The organism is Campylobacter sp. RM12651, from assembly GCF_022369475.1.
GTDB lineage: Bacteria > Campylobacterota > Campylobacteria > Campylobacterales > Campylobacteraceae > Campylobacter_E.
On sequence record NZ_CP059600.1, the window covers coordinates 518,312 to 538,104 of the forward strand.

Sequence of the window (19,793 nt, forward strand, 5' to 3'; positions counted from 1 at the left end):
AAATAATTAGCAAGAATATGTAGTTTTAAATTCGTATGCAGTTGGGCGTTGTTCTACTGGCCAAACTTGATTTTTAAACTTCATATGTTGATAATCTTGTATGCAAACATCAGTAAATGCAGGTTTTAAATAAGCATTATCACGGATTAAACTCTCTAAAGCACCCCTTAGAGTATGTGGTAATTGCTCTATTCCTTTTTCTCTAATTTCATCAAGGCTTAATTTAAATAAATTTTCATCCATAGGTCCAGCTGCAGTAAGCTCATTTTTAATTCCATCAAGTCCTGCTAAAAGCATAGATGAAAATGCCAAATACACATTACTAGAACTATCAGGAAAACGCATTTCAACTCTAGCACTTTTTTCGTTAATTCCATAAGGCACTCTACAACTAGCTGAACGATTTTGACAAGAGTAAGTTAGAATTGATGGAGCTTCAAACCCTGGTATTAATCTTTTATAAGAATTAGTAGTTGGATTTGTAAATGCTGTTACACTTCTTGCGTGTCTTAAAACCCCACCTATATAATGAATTGCAGTCTTGCTAAGTCCTGCATAGCCACTTTTATCATAGAATAAGTTTTTACCATTTTTAAATAAGCTCATATGAACATGCATTCCGCTACCATTATCAAGATGAAGTGGTTTTGGCATAAATGTAGCAGTTTTGCCATTTAGATGAGCTACCATTTTTACTACATATTTATATATTTGAACATTATCAGCAGCTTCTACTAAAGTATTAAACTTAACCCCGATTTCTCCTTGACCTTGTGCGTTTTCGTGGTGATGAACAAAGCATTCAATACCAACACGCTCTAAAACTTGAACCATTTCAGCTCTTAAATCTTGCATACTATCAACAGGAGGAACTGGAGTATAACCACCTTTTCTTCTTGGGCGATGACCGGTGTTATAAGCGTCTTCATAATGCTTACCATCATTCCATTCACCTTCTTCTGTGTCTATTTGATACATAGCATAATTCATTGTATCTACGATTTTAATATCATCAAAGATGAAAAATTCATTTTCAGCACCAAAATACGCAGTATCAGCAATATCACTACTTTCTAGCATTTTAAGAGTTCTTTTTGCTATTGTTCTTGGGCATTTTTCATAAAAATCATTTTTATAAACATCAAAAATATCACAGATTACAATAACGGTATTGTCGCTTGTAAATGGGTCAATAAAAGTTGTTGTAACATCAGGGATTAATATCATATCACTTTTTTCAATTGGTTGCCAGCCCTTATATGAGCTTGCATCAAAAGGAATTCCATTAGTAAGTGTATCTTTTGTTACACTTTTCATAGTGTATGTATGATGATTCCAAGTGCCATCAAGAGAAGTAAATCTAAAATCTACAAACTTTATTTCATTGCTTATGCAAAAATCAAAGAATTCGGTAACATTATTTACAAATTTAGCCATTTTTTTAACCTTAAGTTAGATTTGATTAGCTATGATTTTAGCTAATATTTTTTAATTAAGTATTATTTTAAGGAAGAAAAATAATGACGCAAGAAGAATTAGATGCTTTAATGGCTGGTGGGCTTGATGATTTTGAAGATGAGATTGTTAATGATATAAAAGAAGAAGTTGTAGAGCCTAGTGAAGCAATTGAAGATTTAGAAGATGAAGAATTGAGTTTAGAAGAAGAATATAAATCATATAGACCAGATTCAAGGAAATCTTGGCCACCACCACCACCAACAGAAGATCATAAAGTTGTAAATCAATTAGATGATGTAACTCGTGATAGTGAAGTTAAAGCTACTGAATTACTTGAAAAAATTGAAACAATGATGGATTATTTTGCAACTGCTGAAAAGATTATAAAAACCTTTAAAAAATCAGTTCAAAATCAAGTTGAGTTATTTACAACTTTAAATGAGAAATTTCCTAATGTTAATAAATTTAGTGAATGTTTAGCTGAATGTAAAGAACAATTAGCAAAAATTGATGAAGCATTAGATAATCTAGCTATGGGACAAGATGAAGCTATGATGGCAATGGACGCTATGCAATATCAAGATATTCATAGACAAAAAATTGAGCGTGTAATTAATGTAATGAGAGCGTTATCTAAGTATATGAATAGCTTGTTTGAAGGCAGAATTGATGATGAAAAAAGAGTTAGTAGTGCTGTTCATATTGAAGGAGATAGCACAGCTGATTTGGTTACAAATGATGATATTGAAGCATTAATTGCGTCATTAGGTAAAAAATAATGCTAACTCCACAAATAATTGCTCCAGCAGGTAATTTAAAAAAATTAAAAATTGCTGTAAATTATGGTGCTGATGCTGTTTATGCAGGACTTTCATCGTTTTCTTTACGCTCTCGTGCTGCTAAAGAATTTGATGAAACTAGCTTTGCAGAAGGTATAAAATATGCTCATAGCAAAGGTGTGCAAGTTTATGCAACGGTTAATGGTTTTCATGTGAGTGCTCAATTAGAAGGTCTTAAAAGACATTTAGCCTTACTTGCTGAGTTAAAACCTGATGCGTTAATAATCGCTAGTATAGGTGCTATGAGATTAGCAAAAGAAATAGCTCCTAATATTCCTATCCATGTTAGCACTCAAGCAAATATTTTAAATTATGAAGATGCTTTAGTTTATAAGGATTTAGGTGCAAAAAGAGTTGTAATTGCTAGAGAATTAGGCTTAAAAGATGCTTGTGATATAGCAAAAAATGCAGATATTGAAATAGAAGCATTTGTGCATGGCTCAATGTGTTTTGCTTATAGTGGAAGGTGTTTAATATCAGCAGTTCAGAGTGGAAGACGCTCAAATCTTGGTGCATGTGCTAATGATTGTAGATTTCCTTATGAATTATATGCGAAAAATCCAGAAAATAATGCTTTATTTAGAATAGTAGAAGATGATTTAGGAACACATATTTTTAATTCTAAAGATTTAAAACTTGCTAATTATATAGACAAAATTATGGAAAAAAATGCCATAAATGCCTTTAAAATAGAAGGAAGAACTAAGAGTGAATATTATGTAGCTTGTGCAACTAGAACTTACAAACAAGCTGTAATTGATACTTTAAATAATCAATTTGATGCGAAAAAATATGATGATGAGTTAAATACTTTAAAATCTCGTGGATTTACTGATGGGTATTTAATGGCTAGACCTTATGAAAAAGATGATACTCAAAATCACGAAACTTCAATAATGCAAGGCACAATGCAAGTGCATGGGTTTAGCGAAAATGGTAAAAGCATAGCTAGTAAGGGAATTATTAAAAAAGATTATGAATACGAAATATTTGCTCCATTAAATGCAAGTATTGAATTAGTAAATAATGAAATAGGCGAAATTTATAAGCGTGATGATAAATATTTTTGCAAATTTAAAAAGCTTATAAATGAGAACAATAAAGAATTTAGCGAATTACATAGTGGTAATATAAATGAGATTTTAAGCCCATCTTTATTGCCAGAATTTAGCTTTTTAAGAGCATAGGAGTTTTTATGCAAACATATCTTGAACTTAGTGAATTTTGCAAATTAGTTCATTTGAATGAAGAAGTTGTAATGGCTATGATTAAAAGTGGTTCATTAAAACACAAATATGAAAATGAAAAGCTTTTAATAGAAGCAAATGCAGGGACTTTTGCAATCGTTCCTGTAAAAGATAAAAACATAGAAGTTCAAGATATTGCAAATACCCCTGCAGGTAATTTTATAGAAAAGACAATAGGAACTATTCTTAATCTTCACGAGAAAGTCTTAGATGCAAAAGATGAAACTTTAGAAGTTTTAAGGGGTGAAAATGCCTTTTTAAAAGAAGCACTTTATTCTATGCAAGAGCTTTATGATGAAGATAGAAAAGTAATAGATACTCTAAATAAAGAATTAGAATTAGCTAGAGAAGAAATTGAATATCTTAAACGCAAATATAAACTAATGTGGAATAAAGCTGTAGAAAATTATCAAAAAGATATTAAAGAATAAAAATGAGAAAAATCTTATTATTTGTATTTATTAGCGTGTTTTGTTTTGCTAATCAAGGTTTAGAGTATTATAAAAATAAAGAATACGAAAAAGCTGCTAAAATTTGGGAAAAAGAATGTGCTAAAGATAATTTTAAGTCTTGCAGTTTTTTAGGTTATATTTATAGTCAAGAAAAATATGTAAAGCAAGATTATTCAAAAGTAATTAAGCTATTTAAAAAAGCTTGTGATGCAAATGAGTTTGGTGCTTGTTTTGGTTTAGGTTGGATATATAAAAATGGAAAAAGTATAAAACAAGATGATAAAAAAGCAAATAACTTATATGAAAAAGCTTGTAATGCAGATATTTTTGAAGCGTGTTATAATTTAGGTAATTCTTATTATATTGGACAAGGTGTAAAGCAAGATTATAGTAAATCAATCAAGTTGTATGAAAAAGCTTGTGATGGAGAAGTTTTTAATGCTTGTTATAATGCTGGCGTCTCGTATAGCGAAGGAAAAGGCGTAGAACAAGATTACAATAAAGCAATTAAATTATATGAAAAAGCTTGTGATGGAGAATATCCTATGGCTTGCAATAATTTAGCTCTTGCTTATTTTAATGGTGAAGGTGTAAAAGAAGACTATAATAAAGCGCTTAAATTAAGTAAAAAAGCTTGTGATTTAGGCGAGCAGATGGGTTGCTATAATTACGACATACTTAATCAAATAAAGTATTAGAATTTAAATCATTCATTATAGATTTAAATTCCACATAATAATTTGCGTAAAATATACTTTTTTTTATTACAATCAATAATATTACAAAAAGGAGAAATTATGAAAGTTTTATTAATTAAAGATGTAAAAGGCTTAGGTAAAGCCGGAGAAGTTAAGGAAGTAAAAGATGGTTATGGTCAAAATTTCTTAATCGGTAAAGGTTTTGCAAAAGTTGCTAGCACAGAAGTGCTTAGAAAACACGCAAGTGATTTAAAGAAAAAAGAAGAGCAAGACAGATACGAGCTTGAATTAATGAATAAATTAAAAGATAGTTTAGCTGATAAAAAAGTTATTATTAAAAAACAATTAGGTGCTAATGGAGCATTATTTGGTGGAGTTACAAAAGATGAAATTTCACACGCTATTAAAGAGCAATTCAACCTTGAACTTGATAAAAAAAGCATTCAAGATTATGCTATTAAAGCAGAAGGTGAGTATAAAGTGAGTGCAAAATTAGGTCATGGCATTGTTGCTGAATTTATAGTAGTGGTAAAAGGTGCTTAATGTTTCACGCTACTACGATTTTAGCTTATAAAGGAAAAGATGCTTCAGTAATTGGTGGTGACGGACAAGTTACTTTTGGAAATACGGTTTTAAAGGGTAATGCAGTAAAACTTAGAAAACTTTATGAAGGAAAAGTATTAGCAGGTTTTGCAGGAAGCACTGCTGATGCTTTTACTTTATTTGATATGTTTGAAAAAATGCTTGAGAGTAAAAAAGGAGATTTAGAAAGAGCTGTTATTGAGTTTTCAAAAGAGTGGAGAAAAGATAAATACTTAAGAAAACTTGAAGCTATGATGATAGTTTTAAACAGAAAACAAATCTTTTTATTAAGCGGGACAGGCGATGTAGTTGTGCCACAAGATGAGTGCATTTGTGCTATTGGAAGTGGTGGAGCATACGCACTTAGTGCTGCAAGAGCATTGCATAATCATGCGAATTTAGATGAATTAACTTTAGTTAAAGAAAGTCTTAAAATTGCAGGAGAGATTTGTATTTATACAAACACAAATATAACTACTTATGAATTAAGGGATTAAGAATGCAGATGTTACCTAAAGAAATTGTTGAATTTTTAGATGAATATGTAATAGGTCAAGAAAAAGCTAAAAAGGTAATTGCTATTGCTTTAAGAAATAGATATAGAAGATTAAAGCTTGAAGAAAGTATGCAAGATGATGTTGTTCCTAAAAATATTTTAATGATAGGAAGCACAGGTGTTGGTAAAACAGAAATTGCAAGAAGAATTGCTAAATTAATGGGCTTACCTTTTATTAAAGTAGAAGCTAGTAAATATACTGAAGTTGGTTTTGTTGGTCGTGATGTAGAAAGTATGGTAAGAGATTTAGCTAATGCGGCTTTAACTTTAGTAAAAAATGAACATTTAGAAAAAAACAAATCAAGATTAGCTGAACTAATAGAAAATAAAATTTTAGAAAAATTATTACCGCCATTACCAAAAGGTGTTAGTGAAGAAAAACAAGCAGAGTATGAAACTAGCTTAGAAAAGATGAAAGAGCGTCTAAGAAATAAAGAATTTGAAGATAAGGTTATAGAAATTTATGTAACCCAACGCTCACTTGAGACAAATCCAAATCTACCACCAGAACTTGCAAGTATGCAAGAGATGGTAAAAGTGATTGGTATTGCTGATAAAAAAGTGAAAAAAGAGTTAAAAATTAAAGACGCTAGAAAAGTTTTAGAAACTGAATTAACAGATAGTGTTTTAGATAATGAAAGCATTAAAGATGAAGCCTTAAAAAGAGTTCAAAATGAAGGAATAATCTTTATTGACGAGATAGATAAAGTTGCGGTAAGCTCGGGTAATTCAAGCAGACAAGACCCTAGCAAAGAAGGTGTTCAAAGAGATTTATTACCTATCGTAGAAGGTAGTGTAGTAAATACTAAATTAGGTAATGTAAAAACTGATCATATATTATTTATTGCAGCAGGTGCATTTCATTTAAGTAAGCCAAGTGATTTAATCCCTGAATTACAAGGTAGATTTCCATTAAGAGTTGAGCTTGATAGCTTGGGTGCTGATGAATTGTATGAAATTTTAACAAGACCTAAAAACTCACTTTTAAAACAATATAAAGCACTTTTAGAAACTGAAGGAGTTAATTTAGTGTTTGAAGATGATGCTATTAAAAAAATTGCAAAAATAGCAGCACAAGCAAATGAAAGTATGGAAGATATAGGTGCTAGACGCTTACATACTGTTATTGAAAAATTAGTAGAAGATATTTCTTATGAGTGTGATAAATACAAAGATAAAGATTGTGTAATAGATACAAAATTAGTTGATGATAAATTAGGCTCTATTATAGAAAATCAAGATATAGCAAGATATATTTTATGAAAAGCGGTTTTGTAAGTGTAATCGGCAGAACAAATGCCGGTAAAAGCACAATGATTAATTCTTTACTAGGCGAAAATATTTGCCTAGTATCACATAAAGAAAATGCCACAAGAAGAAAAATGAATGTGGTAATAATGCACGATGAAAATCAAATAATATTAATAGATACTCCAGGCCTACACGAAAGCAATAAGAATTTCAATCAACTATTAATAGAAGCTGCTAAAAAGAGCTTAGATGAGTGTGATTTGATTGTATTTGTGATGAGTATTTTTGATAGTTTAGATGAATATAAAAAATTTTTAGATTTAAAGCCAAAGGTTGAGCATATTGTAGTTATAAACAAAGTTGATTTGGTTGAACCTAAAAAATTGTTAGATAAATTAGAAGAATTTAATAAATTAGATATTGTTCCTAATATCATTCCTTATTCATCAAAAAATAAATTTTATAAAAATAAATTATTAGATGAGATGGTAAAGTATTTACCAGAACACCCATATTTTTTTGACCCAGAATTTAGCACTGATAAAACAACTAAAGATGTTATTAAAGAATTAATAATAGAAAGCATTTATCAAAATCTTAGTGATGAATTGCCATATTGTTGTGAAGTGTTAATTAATAAAATTATAGAAAAAGATAATTTTTTAACTATTTATGCCGATATTATTACAGATTCAGAAAATCATAAAGCAATGCTAATTGGTCGAAATGCTAATACAATTAAGCGTATTGGAATAGTCGCTAGGAAAAGAATTGCTGAAGTTTTTTTATTAAAAATTAACTTAAAGTTGGTTGCAAAAGTTCAAAAAAAATGGTACGATAATGAGAACTTTTTAAAAAAAGTAGGCTTAAAACAATAAAAAATAAAAGGTATTTAAATGGCGAAAACAGCGAAAAAAAGAGAATTGGTCGCTTTTGATTCAAGTACAAAAAAACTCTATAAACTTGCTGATAATGTCCTTAGTGAAATTACCGTTAAGGAAAAAAGCAATTCTGCTTACAATATTACCTATATGCCAGGTGAAAATGTAAAGTATGCTTCTGTTGAGGTTCCAAACGATACAGATGAGGATGAAATCAGTATAATTACAAACAAAACTTATGAAGTGTTAGAATTAGATATAGACAAGGATTATAAGATATCTTATAGTATTTCTAATGCTAGTATGGGAATTAATACAGTATATAATGTATTTGTAGTAGAAAATGAAAAAATTGAAACAGAATTTAAAGATGTAGCTAATAAGCTTCAGTATATTGATTATATAGATATTGAACCATTGATGTATCAAAATTATTATACAAGCAAACTTATAGAAAGTGATGGAGTTCAAGTATTTATATATTTTCATAAAACATATACAACACTTACCGTGTATAAAGATGGAGAATTAATAAACTATAAGATTATTAATAAACTTAGCATAGATATGTTGCATGGTAGTTTTTCTCATGATTTAGGAGAGAGAATTCCTGAACATATGTTTTTAAATGAATTATCAAAATATGGTTTTGACCATGTAGATGATGCAAAAAGAGTTTCACTTAATAAGGTTTTAAGCGAGTCTTTTAAATTCTTAATTAACAATTTATCTTTAATATTAAGAGGTGCTCAATTAGATAATGTTACTATTACAAAAGTATTTGTAGGAACTGATATTGGGTTAAGTCAAAATTTCTTAAAAAAAGTTGAAGTATTGTTTTCTTGCTTTAGGTGTCTTGATGATGATATTATACTTGAAACTATGCTTAATAATAAAGTTGAAATTGGAATTAATAGTCTTGAAGTAGCAGAATTTGTTAATATCCATAAAATTAAATATGATTTATTTAAAAATATTAGAAATTTTACCGTTGAGGTTAATACACCTTCTGAATTTACAACTACTCCTGAAAAAGAAGGCGGAGAATTAAGGATTAATCCATTTGTTTTATTAAGCTTGTTAAGAGCTAATGAACAATTAAAAATGCCAAATGATGTATTTAACATATCTACATTTTTAAGACCACCACCTTTTGCGAAGAGATATTCTGGGAAGTTAATTTTATCAATTTTGGCTGTTATTGTATTGGCTAGTATTTATCCTATATATAATTACATAAATGGTAAATTTATTGAAGTAGAAGAAAGAGATACTAGTGAAAAAATTCCTGCTAAACAAACAGAATATACAAGAATTGATAATGAAATTAAAAACCTTGAAAGTAGATTATCTAGTTTATCAGCTGAAGTAAATGAAGCTAGAAGAACTTTAGAATTTAGATATACACTTTTAGATAATATTTATGATAAAAAAGTTAATTATCTATCAAAAGCTAGTGCAGCTACAAAAATGGCTAGTATCTTAAATCAAAGCAATATTAAAGTAACAAGTATGTCTTTTGATAATGATATTATAAATGTTAATTTAAAAGGAACTGCAACAGGTATAACTTCATTCTTAAAAGAAATAGGTGCTGATGATACTTATAGTATTGAATCAAGAGATGTATTGATTAAGATATTAAATCTTGATGATAAAGATAAAGAGCATGAAAGTAATATTGTAATAAAGGTTTTAAGATGAAACAAGGTAGTATTTTTGATAAAATAGATAATTATTACGAAAAGCAGCCTAATACTAATATATTCTATATGAGTATATTTATGTGTGTATTTTTATTTGGTTATTTAATCTATGATTATACATATGAGAGTTCAGAGCAGTATGTGGCAGAACAAACAGAATTGTTAAATAAAGCTAAAGAAGAGTTAAGAAGGCTTGATGATTTTATTGAAAGAGAAAAGCAAAACTCAAGAATACAAAAATTAACACAAGATATCATTAGCGAAGAAAAAGCAAGAAAAGAAATCAGTGATGAGAATATGTATTTTGATGATAAATTAAAAGAAGCGTCAAAATTATTATATAATCAAAAAAATTGGTCTGAGTTTATGGCTAAAATTAATGAATTATCTAAAAAATATCAAGTAGTTTTAGGTGATGTAAGAAGTAGTGTAAATGATTTGGTAAGTCAAAAAGTAGAAGAAGTTTTTAATGTTCAATTTTCTTTAACTGGTAAATTCCAAAATATTTTACATTTTGTAAATAGCTTAGAAAAATCAATTGATGTTGTAGATGTAAATATGCTTAAACTATACAAAATTGAGCCTACAGATAATCCTAATAAGGATAATAATGGTGGCGAAAATAACAAAGTTTATACAAATGACATTCAAGCTGATGTTAAAATCTCAATATGGGGGATTAAATATTAATGAAAAAAGTATTATGTATATTAGTTTGTATTCAAGCAATTTTTGCTATGACAAGAACAGAACTTGACAATAAATTTAATGAATTAGTTCAAGTTAGAAATACAATAGACTATCTTGAAATTACAAAAACAAATGATCCTTTTTATAAGGACAAAATCAAATCAGACGAGGTTATAACTTTTACTTTATATGCTATTGTAGATAAAAGAGTGAAAATCAATCAAAAATGGTATGGTTTAAACGAAATAATTACTGCAGGTTATAGGGTAGTTAGTATTAATAATGAAAGAGTTGGTCTTTCAAATTCAATTAATTATGTAGAACTTAATTTAAAGGATAATCAGAATATTCAAATCAGTGTTAAATAAAACTATTATATCTTTAAGTGCAGCGCTAATGCTATCTAGCTCATTAAGTGCAGCAGATTGCTCAAAAAGAGCTTTTGATATTAAAGTAAATAAAGAAGATACTTCAGCTTACGAAATAATTAATCAATTATCAAAAGTATGTGATTTTAGTGTAGTTTATAAAGATTCATATTCAAAAGGAATATTGAGTACTAGACAAGATGGAATAAGCATTAAAAATATGCATATTAATGGCATTTTTGATTTGCTTATTGCTGAACAAGGTTTAGATTATGATTTTTCAAATAATATCTTAAAAATTCAAGGTTTAAATACTAAAACATTTAAATTAGATTATATTACTTCAGTTCGTAAGGGTAGTGCTATTACTAAGGCAAATGTTGAATCTCAAGCAAGCAGCAGCGATAGCAGTAGCTCAAGTTCAAGTTCAGGTTCAAGTTCAGATAGTGATAATATGATTGAAACTAAAGAAGAATTTGATTTTTGGAAAAACATAGGCAAAGAGATTTCAGAAATAGTTCAAAATTCAGGTCAAAATATTCCTATTACACCTCCTACAATCAATGCTAATGCAGGTTTAATCACAGTTACTTCAAGTAATGAAATTTTAGATAGGATTGAAACTTATTTAAATCAAGTTCAAGAATCACTTAAAAAACAAGTAGTAATTGATGTTTCAATTATTGAAGTAAGCCTTAATAAATCTCATAAAACAGGTATAGATTGGACTCAATTTAATTTAGGATTTGATACTACTGGAGCATCTCTTACAAATCTTATTGGAAACACTGCTAATGGCACTATTATTTTAACTGATAAAAAAAATACTTCTAATGTATTTTGGGGTAAAACCGATAAAGGTAGATGGCACGGAGATGAAAATATAGCTATTAATATGGGTATTAACCTAACAGGTATGATAAATTTTCTTAAAGAAAGTGGAGATGTTAAAGTTGTTTCAAGTCCTAAAATCGCAACTTTAAATAACCAACAAGCATTAATCACGGTTGGTGATACATATAATTATAAATTAAAAGGAAGTAGCACAACTACAGATAGTGGTAGCACGGGTGATGCTGATGAAGAAAAATCAATTTTCGTAGGTATTTTATTAAATATCTTACCTGAAATATCAGATGATAATAAAATTATGCTAAGAATTAATCCAAGCATTAGTGAGCTAATAAATATTGAAGATAAAAAAGTTAAAGATGGCTATAGGGTTGTTGCTCCAGATACAAAACAAAAGAAATTATCAACAGTTGTTCAAGTAAGAGATGGAGAGACTATTGTTTTAGGTGGACTTATTACTGATTCTGAATTATTTAGTAAAAATGGAATTCCGGTATTACAAGACATTCCTTTATTAGGAAAATTATTTGGCTCTAAACAAAAATCAAAAGAAAAAACAGAATTAGTGTTTGTTATCACTCCGCATGTTGTTGATTTTACTAAAGATAAAGAAGAAGTAAGAAAATCTTTAGAAGATTTAGGATACTCTTTAGCACTAGATTATAAAGAAGATTTAAAACCTACTGCTACTAAAAACTTATTTAAAGAAAAAGCAGAAGAATTTGATTCAATAAATAATGTTGAATAAGGGTTGCTATTGAATAAATATACATTAGCTAAAGAATTATTTATAGACAATTTAGAAAGCCTTAGATTTATCAATCTTGATAAATCTAAGATTGCTTATCATAAGATTATAACTTCATTAGAAAAGCCTTTAAAATTAGTATTGTTTTATGGTAAGCCAGGTTGTGGTAAGACTTTTTTATTAAATAAAATAGAAAAAGATTTAAAAGAAAAAAATAAAAAGATTATATTATTAGAACAGCCATTTTATTCAGAATCAGGATTTTACACAGAGTTGCATAGAAAAATTTTTAATGAATATGTAGAGATTGAAAAATACGAAGATTTTTTAAGAATTTTTAAAGATAAAGTTACTCAAACTCCTGAAGAATTAAAATACGATGGATATATGGTAATGCTTGATGAAGCTCAAATGTATCCTAATATATTAATAGAAAAAATTAGACTACTATCAGATACTAGAATGTTTAAATTCTTATTTACAGTTCATAAGACAATTGCTGATGAGGATATTTTAGCTCAAGAGCATTTTACTACTAGAATTTGGGAAAGTATTGAACTTAGTGAATCTAGTGAAGATGAAATTAAAACTTATATTAATAAGAAATTAGAAACTTTAAAGAATGGTTTGGATAAAGGATTTTTTAGTAATAAAAATTATAAGTTTATATATAGCGTTACTAAAGGAAACTTAAGAACTGTTAATATGTTATTGTATAAAGCATTTGAAATATATGAATTTTACGAACAAGAAAGATTTAGTGAGTTTAGTAATCCAAAAATCAATGAAAAAGTATTAGAAATGGCTGCTCTTGATAAAGGTTTATTAAATGCTTAATTTACATGAAGTTATAGAATTAGAAAATAAATGGAAAATTTATTCAAGTAAGAAAAAAAAGAAAAAGTATATCTTTTTATACATATTAGCTTTTATTATATTTGTTATTTTTATATCTGCTTTAATATATTTTGCATACTCAAAAGGTGCTAGCGAATTAGAAACTAATGTAAAAAAAAGTAATAATGAAGTTAAAAAGATTATAAATGATACTAAGGTTAAATTAGAAAAAGAAAAAATATTAGATAATAAAAATATTATCAATAAACCAGTAGAAGTAATTAGTAATAAGCCAGATAATGATAAAAAATTAGTAGATATGCCTAAACAAGAAGAAGTTAATACTACTACTTTATCAGATACTACAAATAATGAAACTATATCATTAAGTATTATGAATATAGATGTTAAAAACTCATCTTTTAAATCAAATACAAGTGAAACAAAATCAAGTAATATTAAAAATAATAACATTATTAAAAATATACCTAAAAATATAGAAACTAACACAATAGTTATTACTGATTTAAATTCTACGGCTACACCTAAGGTAGAAAGCAAAAAAGAATTAGATGATTTAGAATATTTGAAATTAAAATTTTCTGAAACTAATAGTATATATTTTGCTTTAGATATAGCTGATGTATATTATTCTAAAGGCGATTTTAAAAACGCTAGAGAATGGGCATTGACTGCAAATAAATTAGATGTTAAAAACGATAAATCTTGGGTTATGTTTGCAAAAGCAAGTTATAAATTAGGTTTAAAAGAGCAAGCTATTAATTCTTTAACTAATTATTTAAATTCTAATAGTTCAACTCGTGTTAAACAAACTTTAGACTTAATTAAAGAAGGTAAATTATGAGAAAAATTATTTTTTTATTAATAGCTTTAAATTGTTTCGCTATTAGTTTAGCAGATATTAATAAAGCTATTGAAAATCAAGAATATTCAAAAGTATGCAATAATTTAGTATATGATTTAGCTGTAAAAAATCAAGATGATGGATTGATGAATTTGTATGGTATTGCATGTTTAAGAACAGATTATATAAACAAACTATCAGCTGTTATTATTGCACTTAGAAATTCAAAAGAAGCAAGAGCTAATGCTGTTTATTATTCAACTATTTTATATAAGAAAAAATTATTACATTCAGCACTAGTTGATAACCTTAATATAAGCTCTATTAAGCTACCTAAGTGCGATTATATTTTATCTGATATTTACGATGATTATATATTAGGTAATTATATAAAGGAAAATGATAAATATATTTTTAGATATAATGATAAAATCTATGAAATGAGTTTGAGATTTGATAAACCATTTACTAAGATGGTTTTAACTATTTTAAATTCAAACAATCAAATATTAGAAGTGAAAGAGTACTGGTAATGGAATTTGTAGATCGTTTAGGAGTTTTAGTATATAGAAGAAAAATGGAATTAAAAGACACTATTATGTCTTTTGAAAATCCACAAGATAAGTTAAATTATTTAAAAAGCGTTTTAGATGAAAGCACATTAGAATCTTTATTGATTGACCTTTATAAGACTAATGGTATTACTTTAGATGATATTGCATTACATTTTGAAATAGGTAATAAAGAATTTTTAGAAAAAATTGCACAAAAATTAAGATTTGAATATATAGATTTAGATTCGGTTGATATTAATTATAAGATTTCTGAAAAAATTCAGTATTCAGTTTTATCAAACTATGGATTTTTACCTTTTAAAGAAGATGAAATTAATTTATATGTAGCATATAAAGAACCATTTAATTTAGAAACTCAAGATAAAGTTCAACATTTATTTAGTAGAAAACTTGTTAAAAACTATGTCGCACATCCATCTCAAATTGATAGATATTTAAGTAAAATTCAATTAAATGAAAGTATAAAAGATATTATCAATGATATTAGAAAAGAGTTAAGCTCTGATCCTACAATGACTGGTGGAGAGCAAGATAGCTCTGGAATTTTAAAATTAATTGAAGTTATCCTTAGAACTTGTATTGTAAATCGCTCAAGCGATATTCATATTGAGCCTACTGAGACAAACTGCATTGTTCGTGGTAGGATTGATGGTATGCTAACTGAAATATTTATTTTTGATAAAGATATATATCCACCAATGGTTTCTAGAATGAAACTTTTATCAAATATGGATATTGCAGAGAAAAGAAAACCGCAAGATGGTAGATTTTCAGCTAGGGTTTTAGATAAAGAATATGATTTTCGTATTTCAACATTACCTATTATAAATGGCGAAAGTATAGTTTTAAGGATACTTGATAAATCAAAGATTTTAATTAGTCTAGGCAATCTTGGAATGCACCCTACAAATCTTGAAAGATTTCAAGCAGCAATGCATGCACCTTATGGGATTATTCTTGTAACTGGTCCAACAGGAAGTGGTAAAACAACTACTCTTTATGCTGCGCTTAATGATATGAAAAGCGTTGAGACTAAAATTATCACGGTTGAAGACCCTGTAGAGTATCAGTTGAATTTGATTCAGCAAGTGCATGTTAATGAAAAAGCAGGGCTAACATTTGCAGCTGCACTTAGGTCTATTCTAAGACAAGACCCTGATATTATAATGATAGGTGAGATTAGGGATGCTGAAACATTAACAATTGCTATTCAAGCAGCACTTACAGGACACTTAGTATTTTCAACTCTTCACACGAATGACGCAGTTTCAGCCGTTACTAGGATAGTTGATATGGGGGTTGAGCCTTATATGGTTAGTGGTGCATTAACAGCAATTGAAGCACAAAGACTTGTAAGAAAGCTTTGCCCTAATTGTAAGCAAGTTACAAAAATACCTGATAATTTTTATTCAAGAATTGAAAAGTATGTAAAAGAAGTAGAAAATCCACAATTTTATAAGCCTGTAGGTTGCCCTAAATGTTCTCAAACAGGCTATACTGGTCGTGAAATGATAAGTGAAATTCTACCAATCAGCGATAGAATTTCTTCTATGGTTGCAGCGGGTGCATCTAAAGAAGAGATTAGAAAAGTAGCTTATGAAGAAGGTTTTGTTGATATGTTTCATGATGGTATAGTAAGAGCTGCTAAGGGTGTTACTAGTGTTGATGAAGTATTAAGAGTTGCGAAAGAGTAATAAATGAAGAAATTTCAAGTTGAGTATATTAGTAAAGGACAAAAAAAGGTCTTAACTCTAACAGCGCAAAGCAAGGCAAGTGCTGTTGAACAAGCTAAAAATAAAAATTTAGGCCGTATAGTAAAGGCTGGCGAAGTTCAAACCGTTTCGCTAGGAAGTGCTGTTGATAAATTAAAAAATTTATCTTTTTTTAAACCTACTATAAAATTACCTGATTTGATTGCTTCAATTAACCAATTAGGTGTTATGGCTGGTGCTGGTATTTCTATCCATGATAGTGTGAGAGAAGTTGCAAATTCAAGTGCAAATAAAAGGGTAAAAGAGATTTTTTCTAAAGTTTATGAGGACTTGAATGCTGGTCTTAGTATAAGTTTATCACTTGAACCATTTCAAGCTGAATTAGGTGATATTACACTAGCTATGGTTAAGCTAGGTGAAAGCACTGGTAAATTGGGTGAAAGTTTAAAAAAACTTGCAGAAATTTTACAAGAATTATATGACAATCAACAAAAGTTTAAAAAGGCTTTAAGGTATCCTATAATAGTTGTTACAGCTATTGCTATAGCATTTACTATCTTAATGCTTGTTGTTGTTCCGCAGTTTAAGGAGATATTTGAACAATTAGGGGCTAATTTACCACCTGCTACTAAGGCTTTGTTATTTATTGAGCATACTTTAAGAAATTATGGGATATATGTTTTAGTTGTGCTTATTGGTGGGATATTTGCTAGTAAAAGATTTTATGGAATTAATGATAATTATAAAGCTTTAGTTGATAGATATGCTTTAAAAACTTATCTAATAGGAAAGATTATTTTATTTGCTACTATGAGTAGATTTAATCTTATTTTTACAGAGCTAGTAAGAGCAGGTATTCCTATTGCAGATGCACTTGATACTTCACTTAGAACAATATCTAATACAACTATGAAAAATAAATTAAATGCTACTAAAGTTTCAATTTCAAGAGGGCTTAGCTTAACTGAATCTTTTAAAGAAACAGAACTTTATGAGAATATGCTTATTCAAATGATTAAAGCAGGCGAAGCCAGTGGTCAATTAGATGCAATGCTTGAAAAAGTTACTGGGTATTATAAGGAAAGATTTAATAATATTATAGATAACCTATCAAGCTATATTGAGCCAATTCTTATGTTATTTATTGCTGGTATGGTTCTTTTCTTAGCACTTGGTATTTTTATGCCTATGTGGGATTTAGGAAGCGCTGTAAAAAGCTAAATAAAATCTTTAGTCAAGAATTTGACTAAAGATAATACATTTCTTTATTAGTTTGAATTTACAATAATTTAACTAAGTTCTATACAATCACTAAGCTACAATATTTTTTAATTTGATAAATAGTTTTAATTTTAATGAATTAAAATAATCTTTGTAAGCTATTTGGTTTATAATATAAATTATAGATTTTGATAAGGTTTTATCTGTATTAGTAATTATTTAAAGGAGTTAAAATGACTAGAATATTAATGATTGAAGATGATTTAGAATTAGCAGAAATTTTAAAAGAATATTTAGAGCAATATGATATGAAAGTTGATATTGCTGATGAACCATATATTGGATTGTCAAAATTAAATCTTACTACATATGATTTGATTATATTAGATTTAACATTGCCTGGAATGGACGGACTTGAAGTATGTAAAGAAATTAGAAAAAAATATACTAGTCCAATTATAGTATCATCTGCAAGACACGATATAAATGATAAGGTAGAAGCTTTAGAATTAGGCGCTGATGATTATTTACCAAAACCGTATGATCCAAAAGAATTAAAAGCTAGAATTACATCGCATTTAAGAAGATTTGAACAAATTCAAATAAGTGCAAACGAGCATAGCAACAAGACTTTAGAATATGATGAATTTAAACACGCTATTTATTTTAGGGGCAAAGAATTAGTTTTAACAAATGCAGAATTTGATATTTTAAGTTATTTAATTAAAAAAGAAGGTGGTGTAGTTAGCCGCGAAGAATTAATTTACAATTGTTCTTCAATTAATGAAGAAAGTTCTAATAAAAGTATAGATGTAATTATTTCTAGAATAAGACAAAAAATTAGTGATGATAGCAAAACTCCAACTCATATTCACGCAATTAGGGGAATTGGTTATAAGCTAACACAATGAAATCTAGTATTTTTTATGTAATTACTTTTATTTTTATATTAGCTACTTCAACTATAGGAATGGCGTTTATTTGGTTGATTAATTATGATAAGGATAATTATTCAAACGAACTAAACGCTAGATATTCTTACTTAGCGAATTTAAAACTCCAAGAATTAAATAATGCAATTACTGAAGATGAATTTAATTACAAACAAAATCAATTTAAACTTAAATTAATAGACCAAGATAGTAAAAAATTAATTTTATTTGATGCTATAACATTGGCTGAAGATAGTAATAATTTAGGAGCAAGTAAAATTCTTACAAGTAATGGCAAGAATTATTTATATATAATAGCAAATGATAAAGATTTCTTATATGAAGATACGAATTTTAATTCTTATAGATATATGAGTATTCAAATAATATTATGTATAGTTATTTTGGTTTTATTAATTAGTTATATATTTGTTATAGGTAAATTAAGACCTATTAGAAGACTTAAAAGACAAATTACAAAATTTGCTAGCAATGACTTAGATAATATAGAAAATATAAGCAAGGGTAATGATGAGATTTCTCAAGTTTCAGATGCTTTTTATCAAGCTATTAAAAAAATTAAAGATTTAAATACTTCAAGACAATTTTTTTTAAGAAATATAATGCACGAGCTTAAAACTCCAATTACAAAAGGTAGAATTACAGCTGAAATGCTAGAAGATACGAAATTTAAGCAAAGACTTATAAATGTATTTGATAGAATGGTTATTTTAATAGATGAATTGGCCGCAGTAGAGCAAATCACAAGTGGAGTTGCAAAAAATCCAAAGAAAATTTCAATTACTCACATTTTTAATGAAGCAAAAGAAATGTTGCTTTTAGAAAATGAAAAAATTAATATTATAAGTGATAATACTTTTGTAGTTTATGTTGATTTTAAATTATTTACAACTGCAATTAAAAATTTATTAGATAACGCTATTAAATATTCAGATGATAATGCTGTAAGAGTTATAATTTGCCATGAAAGTATAAAGTTTTATAACAAAGGTAAAAAATTAGATAAAAATATTGAGTATTATTTAGAGCCTTTTACTCAAGGTGGTAATAAGAGTTCAAATTCTTTTGGCTTGGGGCTTTATGTTGTAAATACGATTTTAGAAGCTCATAAATTGAAATTAAATTATAACTATGATAATGGTTATAATATTTTTGCTATTACTAATCTTGATAATATAATCAAAGAAGAAAAAACTCAAGAAAAATAACTTTTATTAACTTTAAAAAAGCTAAAATACCCGCTTATTTCACACACACCAATCCTTATTTGTTGCAACGCTAGTTGTATTTGGGTGTGGAGGT

At 27.8% G+C, this 19,793-nt stretch carries 20 protein-coding genes; 19 read left to right on the plus strand and 1 reads right to left on the minus strand.

Features of this window, described 5'->3' with window-relative positions; translation table 11 throughout:
• Positions 1–6 precede the first annotated feature (6 nt).
• Positions 7–1,437 (minus strand): type I glutamate--ammonia ligase, encoded by a 1,431-nt coding sequence (glnA, locus tag AVBRAN_RS02630; protein ID WP_214115760.1) that lies wholly within the window; start codon positions 1,435–1,437, stop codon positions 7–9.
• A gap of 83 nt (positions 1,438–1,520) precedes the next feature.
• Here glnA and AVBRAN_RS02635 point away from each other — a divergent pair, with 83 nt between their 5' ends.
• The 19 genes from AVBRAN_RS02635 to AVBRAN_RS02725 all read left to right on the plus strand — a co-directional run bounded on the left by AVBRAN_RS02635 (position 1,521) and on the right by AVBRAN_RS02725 (position 19,699).
• A complete protein-coding gene (locus tag AVBRAN_RS02635) occupies positions 1,521–2,237 on the plus strand; it encodes a chemotaxis protein (protein WP_214115759.1) in 717 nt (238 codons plus the stop codon).
• Positions 2,237–3,484: a peptidase U32 family protein gene (locus AVBRAN_RS02640; RefSeq protein ID WP_239803486.1), complete on the plus strand. Its 1,248-nt coding sequence runs from the start codon at positions 2,237–2,239 to the stop codon at positions 3,482–3,484. The genes AVBRAN_RS02635 and AVBRAN_RS02640 overlap by 1 nt, the downstream gene beginning before the upstream one ends.
• A gap of 8 nt (positions 3,485–3,492) precedes the next feature.
• Positions 3,493–3,975, plus strand: a complete 483-nt coding sequence (locus AVBRAN_RS02645) for a DUF3972 domain-containing protein (RefSeq protein ID WP_214115757.1) — start codon at positions 3,493–3,495, stop codon at positions 3,973–3,975.
• A 2-nt stretch (positions 3,976–3,977) separates the two neighbouring features.
• Complete coding sequence (locus AVBRAN_RS02650; protein WP_239803487.1) at positions 3,978–4,694, plus strand: tetratricopeptide repeat protein; 717 nt, start codon at positions 3,978–3,980, stop codon at positions 4,692–4,694.
• 99 nt (positions 4,695–4,793) lie between these two features.
• Positions 4,794–5,237, plus strand: a complete 444-nt coding sequence (gene rplI / locus AVBRAN_RS02655; protein WP_239803488.1) for a 50S ribosomal protein L9 — start codon at positions 4,794–4,796, stop codon at positions 5,235–5,237.
• A complete protein-coding gene (gene hslV, locus AVBRAN_RS02660) occupies positions 5,237–5,773 on the plus strand; it encodes an ATP-dependent protease subunit HslV (RefSeq protein WP_214115754.1) in 537 nt (178 codons plus the stop codon). Before rplI ends, hslV begins: the two co-directional genes overlap by 1 nt.
• Positions 5,774–5,775: 2 nt before the next feature.
• Complete coding sequence (hslU, locus tag AVBRAN_RS02665) at positions 5,776–7,095, plus strand: HslU--HslV peptidase ATPase subunit (protein ID WP_214150108.1); 1,320 nt, start codon at positions 5,776–5,778, stop codon at positions 7,093–7,095.
• Positions 7,092–7,961 (plus strand): GTPase Era, encoded by an 870-nt coding sequence (gene era, locus AVBRAN_RS02670; protein WP_214115752.1) that lies wholly within the window; start codon positions 7,092–7,094, stop codon positions 7,959–7,961. Before hslU ends, era begins: the two co-directional genes overlap by 4 nt.
• Before the next feature lie 18 nt (positions 7,962–7,979).
• Entirely contained in the window at positions 7,980–9,668 is a 1,689-nt protein-coding gene (locus tag AVBRAN_RS02675) for a hypothetical protein (RefSeq protein ID WP_239803489.1), read from the plus strand.
• Positions 9,665–10,360 (plus strand): hypothetical protein, encoded by a 696-nt coding sequence (locus AVBRAN_RS02680; RefSeq protein WP_214120104.1) that lies wholly within the window; start codon positions 9,665–9,667, stop codon positions 10,358–10,360. The genes AVBRAN_RS02675 and AVBRAN_RS02680 overlap by 4 nt, the downstream gene beginning before the upstream one ends.
• The gene (locus AVBRAN_RS02685) at positions 10,360–10,728 is read left to right on the plus strand and encodes a hypothetical protein (RefSeq protein WP_239803490.1); all 369 of its coding nucleotides are present in this window, start codon (positions 10,360–10,362) and stop codon (positions 10,726–10,728) included. Before AVBRAN_RS02680 ends, AVBRAN_RS02685 begins: the two co-directional genes overlap by 1 nt.
• On the plus strand, positions 10,718–12,328 hold the full coding sequence (gene mshL / locus AVBRAN_RS02690; protein WP_239803491.1) for a pilus (MSHA type) biogenesis protein MshL: 1,611 nt from the start codon (positions 10,718–10,720) through the stop codon (positions 12,326–12,328). Before AVBRAN_RS02685 ends, mshL begins: the two co-directional genes overlap by 11 nt.
• 9 nt (positions 12,329–12,337) lie before the next feature.
• The gene (locus tag AVBRAN_RS02695; protein ID WP_214115747.1) at positions 12,338–13,165 is read left to right on the plus strand and encodes an ATP-binding protein; all 828 of its coding nucleotides are present in this window, start codon (positions 12,338–12,340) and stop codon (positions 13,163–13,165) included.
• Positions 13,158–14,030, plus strand: coding sequence for a CDC27 family protein (locus AVBRAN_RS02700; protein WP_239803492.1), 873 nt, complete (start codon positions 13,158–13,160; stop codon positions 14,028–14,030). The genes AVBRAN_RS02695 and AVBRAN_RS02700 overlap by 8 nt, the downstream gene beginning before the upstream one ends.
• Entirely contained in the window at positions 14,027–14,563 is a 537-nt protein-coding gene (locus AVBRAN_RS02705; RefSeq protein ID WP_214120155.1) for a hypothetical protein, read from the plus strand. The genes AVBRAN_RS02700 and AVBRAN_RS02705 overlap by 4 nt, the downstream gene beginning before the upstream one ends.
• A 65-nt stretch (positions 14,564–14,628) precedes the next feature.
• Entirely contained in the window at positions 14,629–16,299 is a 1,671-nt protein-coding gene (locus tag AVBRAN_RS02710; protein WP_239803717.1) for a GspE/PulE family protein, read from the plus strand.
• Positions 16,300–16,302: 3 nt separating this feature from the next.
• Positions 16,303–17,538, plus strand: coding sequence for a type II secretion system F family protein (locus AVBRAN_RS02715; protein WP_214115743.1), 1,236 nt, complete (start codon positions 16,303–16,305; stop codon positions 17,536–17,538).
• Positions 17,539–17,771: 233 nt separating this feature from the next.
• Positions 17,772–18,449 carry a response regulator transcription factor gene (locus AVBRAN_RS02720; RefSeq protein ID WP_214115742.1) on the plus strand — a complete coding sequence of 226 codons (678 nt, stop codon included), beginning with the start codon at positions 17,772–17,774 and terminating at the stop codon, positions 18,447–18,449.
• Positions 18,446–19,699, plus strand: a complete 1,254-nt coding sequence (locus tag AVBRAN_RS02725) for an ArsS family sensor histidine kinase (protein ID WP_214115741.1) — start codon at positions 18,446–18,448, stop codon at positions 19,697–19,699. Before AVBRAN_RS02720 ends, AVBRAN_RS02725 begins: the two co-directional genes overlap by 4 nt.
• Positions 19,700–19,793 lie beyond the last annotated feature (94 nt).

Excerpts from the sequence above, each read along its gene's own strand:
- hslV (WP_214115754.1), top strand. The coding sequence starts at position 5,237 with ATGTTTCACGCTACTACGATTTTAGCTTATAAAGGAAAAGATGCTTCA.
- AVBRAN_RS02705 (WP_214120155.1), top strand. The coding sequence starts at position 14,027 with ATGAGAAAAATTATTTTTTTATTAATAGCTTTAAATTGTTTCGCTATT.
- AVBRAN_RS02710 (WP_239803717.1), top strand. The coding sequence starts at position 14,629 with ATGTCTTTTGAAAATCCACAAGATAAGTTAAATTATTTAAAAAGCGTT.
- AVBRAN_RS02650 (WP_239803487.1), top strand. The coding sequence starts at position 3,978 with ATGAGAAAAATCTTATTATTTGTATTTATTAGCGTGTTTTGTTTTGCT.
- AVBRAN_RS02680 (WP_214120104.1), top strand. The coding sequence starts at position 9,665 with ATGAAACAAGGTAGTATTTTTGATAAAATAGATAATTATTACGAAAAG.
- AVBRAN_RS02720 (WP_214115742.1), top strand. The coding sequence starts at position 17,772 with ATGACTAGAATATTAATGATTGAAGATGATTTAGAATTAGCAGAAATT.
- AVBRAN_RS02685 (WP_239803490.1), top strand. The coding sequence starts at position 10,360 with ATGAAAAAAGTATTATGTATATTAGTTTGTATTCAAGCAATTTTTGCT.
- AVBRAN_RS02715 (WP_214115743.1), top strand. The coding sequence starts at position 16,303 with ATGAAGAAATTTCAAGTTGAGTATATTAGTAAAGGACAAAAAAAGGTC.
- AVBRAN_RS02635 (WP_214115759.1), top strand. The coding sequence starts at position 1,521 with ATGACGCAAGAAGAATTAGATGCTTTAATGGCTGGTGGGCTTGATGAT.
- AVBRAN_RS02725 (WP_214115741.1), top strand. The coding sequence starts at position 18,446 with ATGAAATCTAGTATTTTTTATGTAATTACTTTTATTTTTATATTAGCT.
- AVBRAN_RS02700 (WP_239803492.1), top strand. The coding sequence starts at position 13,158 with ATGCTTAATTTACATGAAGTTATAGAATTAGAAAATAAATGGAAAATT.
- rplI (WP_239803488.1), top strand. The coding sequence starts at position 4,794 with ATGAAAGTTTTATTAATTAAAGATGTAAAAGGCTTAGGTAAAGCCGGA.
- AVBRAN_RS02675 (WP_239803489.1), top strand. The coding sequence starts at position 7,980 with ATGGCGAAAACAGCGAAAAAAAGAGAATTGGTCGCTTTTGATTCAAGT.
- AVBRAN_RS02640 (WP_239803486.1), top strand. The coding sequence starts at position 2,237 with ATGCTAACTCCACAAATAATTGCTCCAGCAGGTAATTTAAAAAAATTA.
- era (WP_214115752.1), top strand. The coding sequence starts at position 7,092 with ATGAAAAGCGGTTTTGTAAGTGTAATCGGCAGAACAAATGCCGGTAAA.
- glnA (WP_214115760.1), bottom strand. The coding sequence starts at position 1,437 with ATGGCTAAATTTGTAAATAATGTTACCGAATTCTTTGATTTTTGCATA.
- hslU (WP_214150108.1), top strand. The coding sequence starts at position 5,776 with ATGCAGATGTTACCTAAAGAAATTGTTGAATTTTTAGATGAATATGTA.
- AVBRAN_RS02645 (WP_214115757.1), top strand. The coding sequence starts at position 3,493 with ATGCAAACATATCTTGAACTTAGTGAATTTTGCAAATTAGTTCATTTG.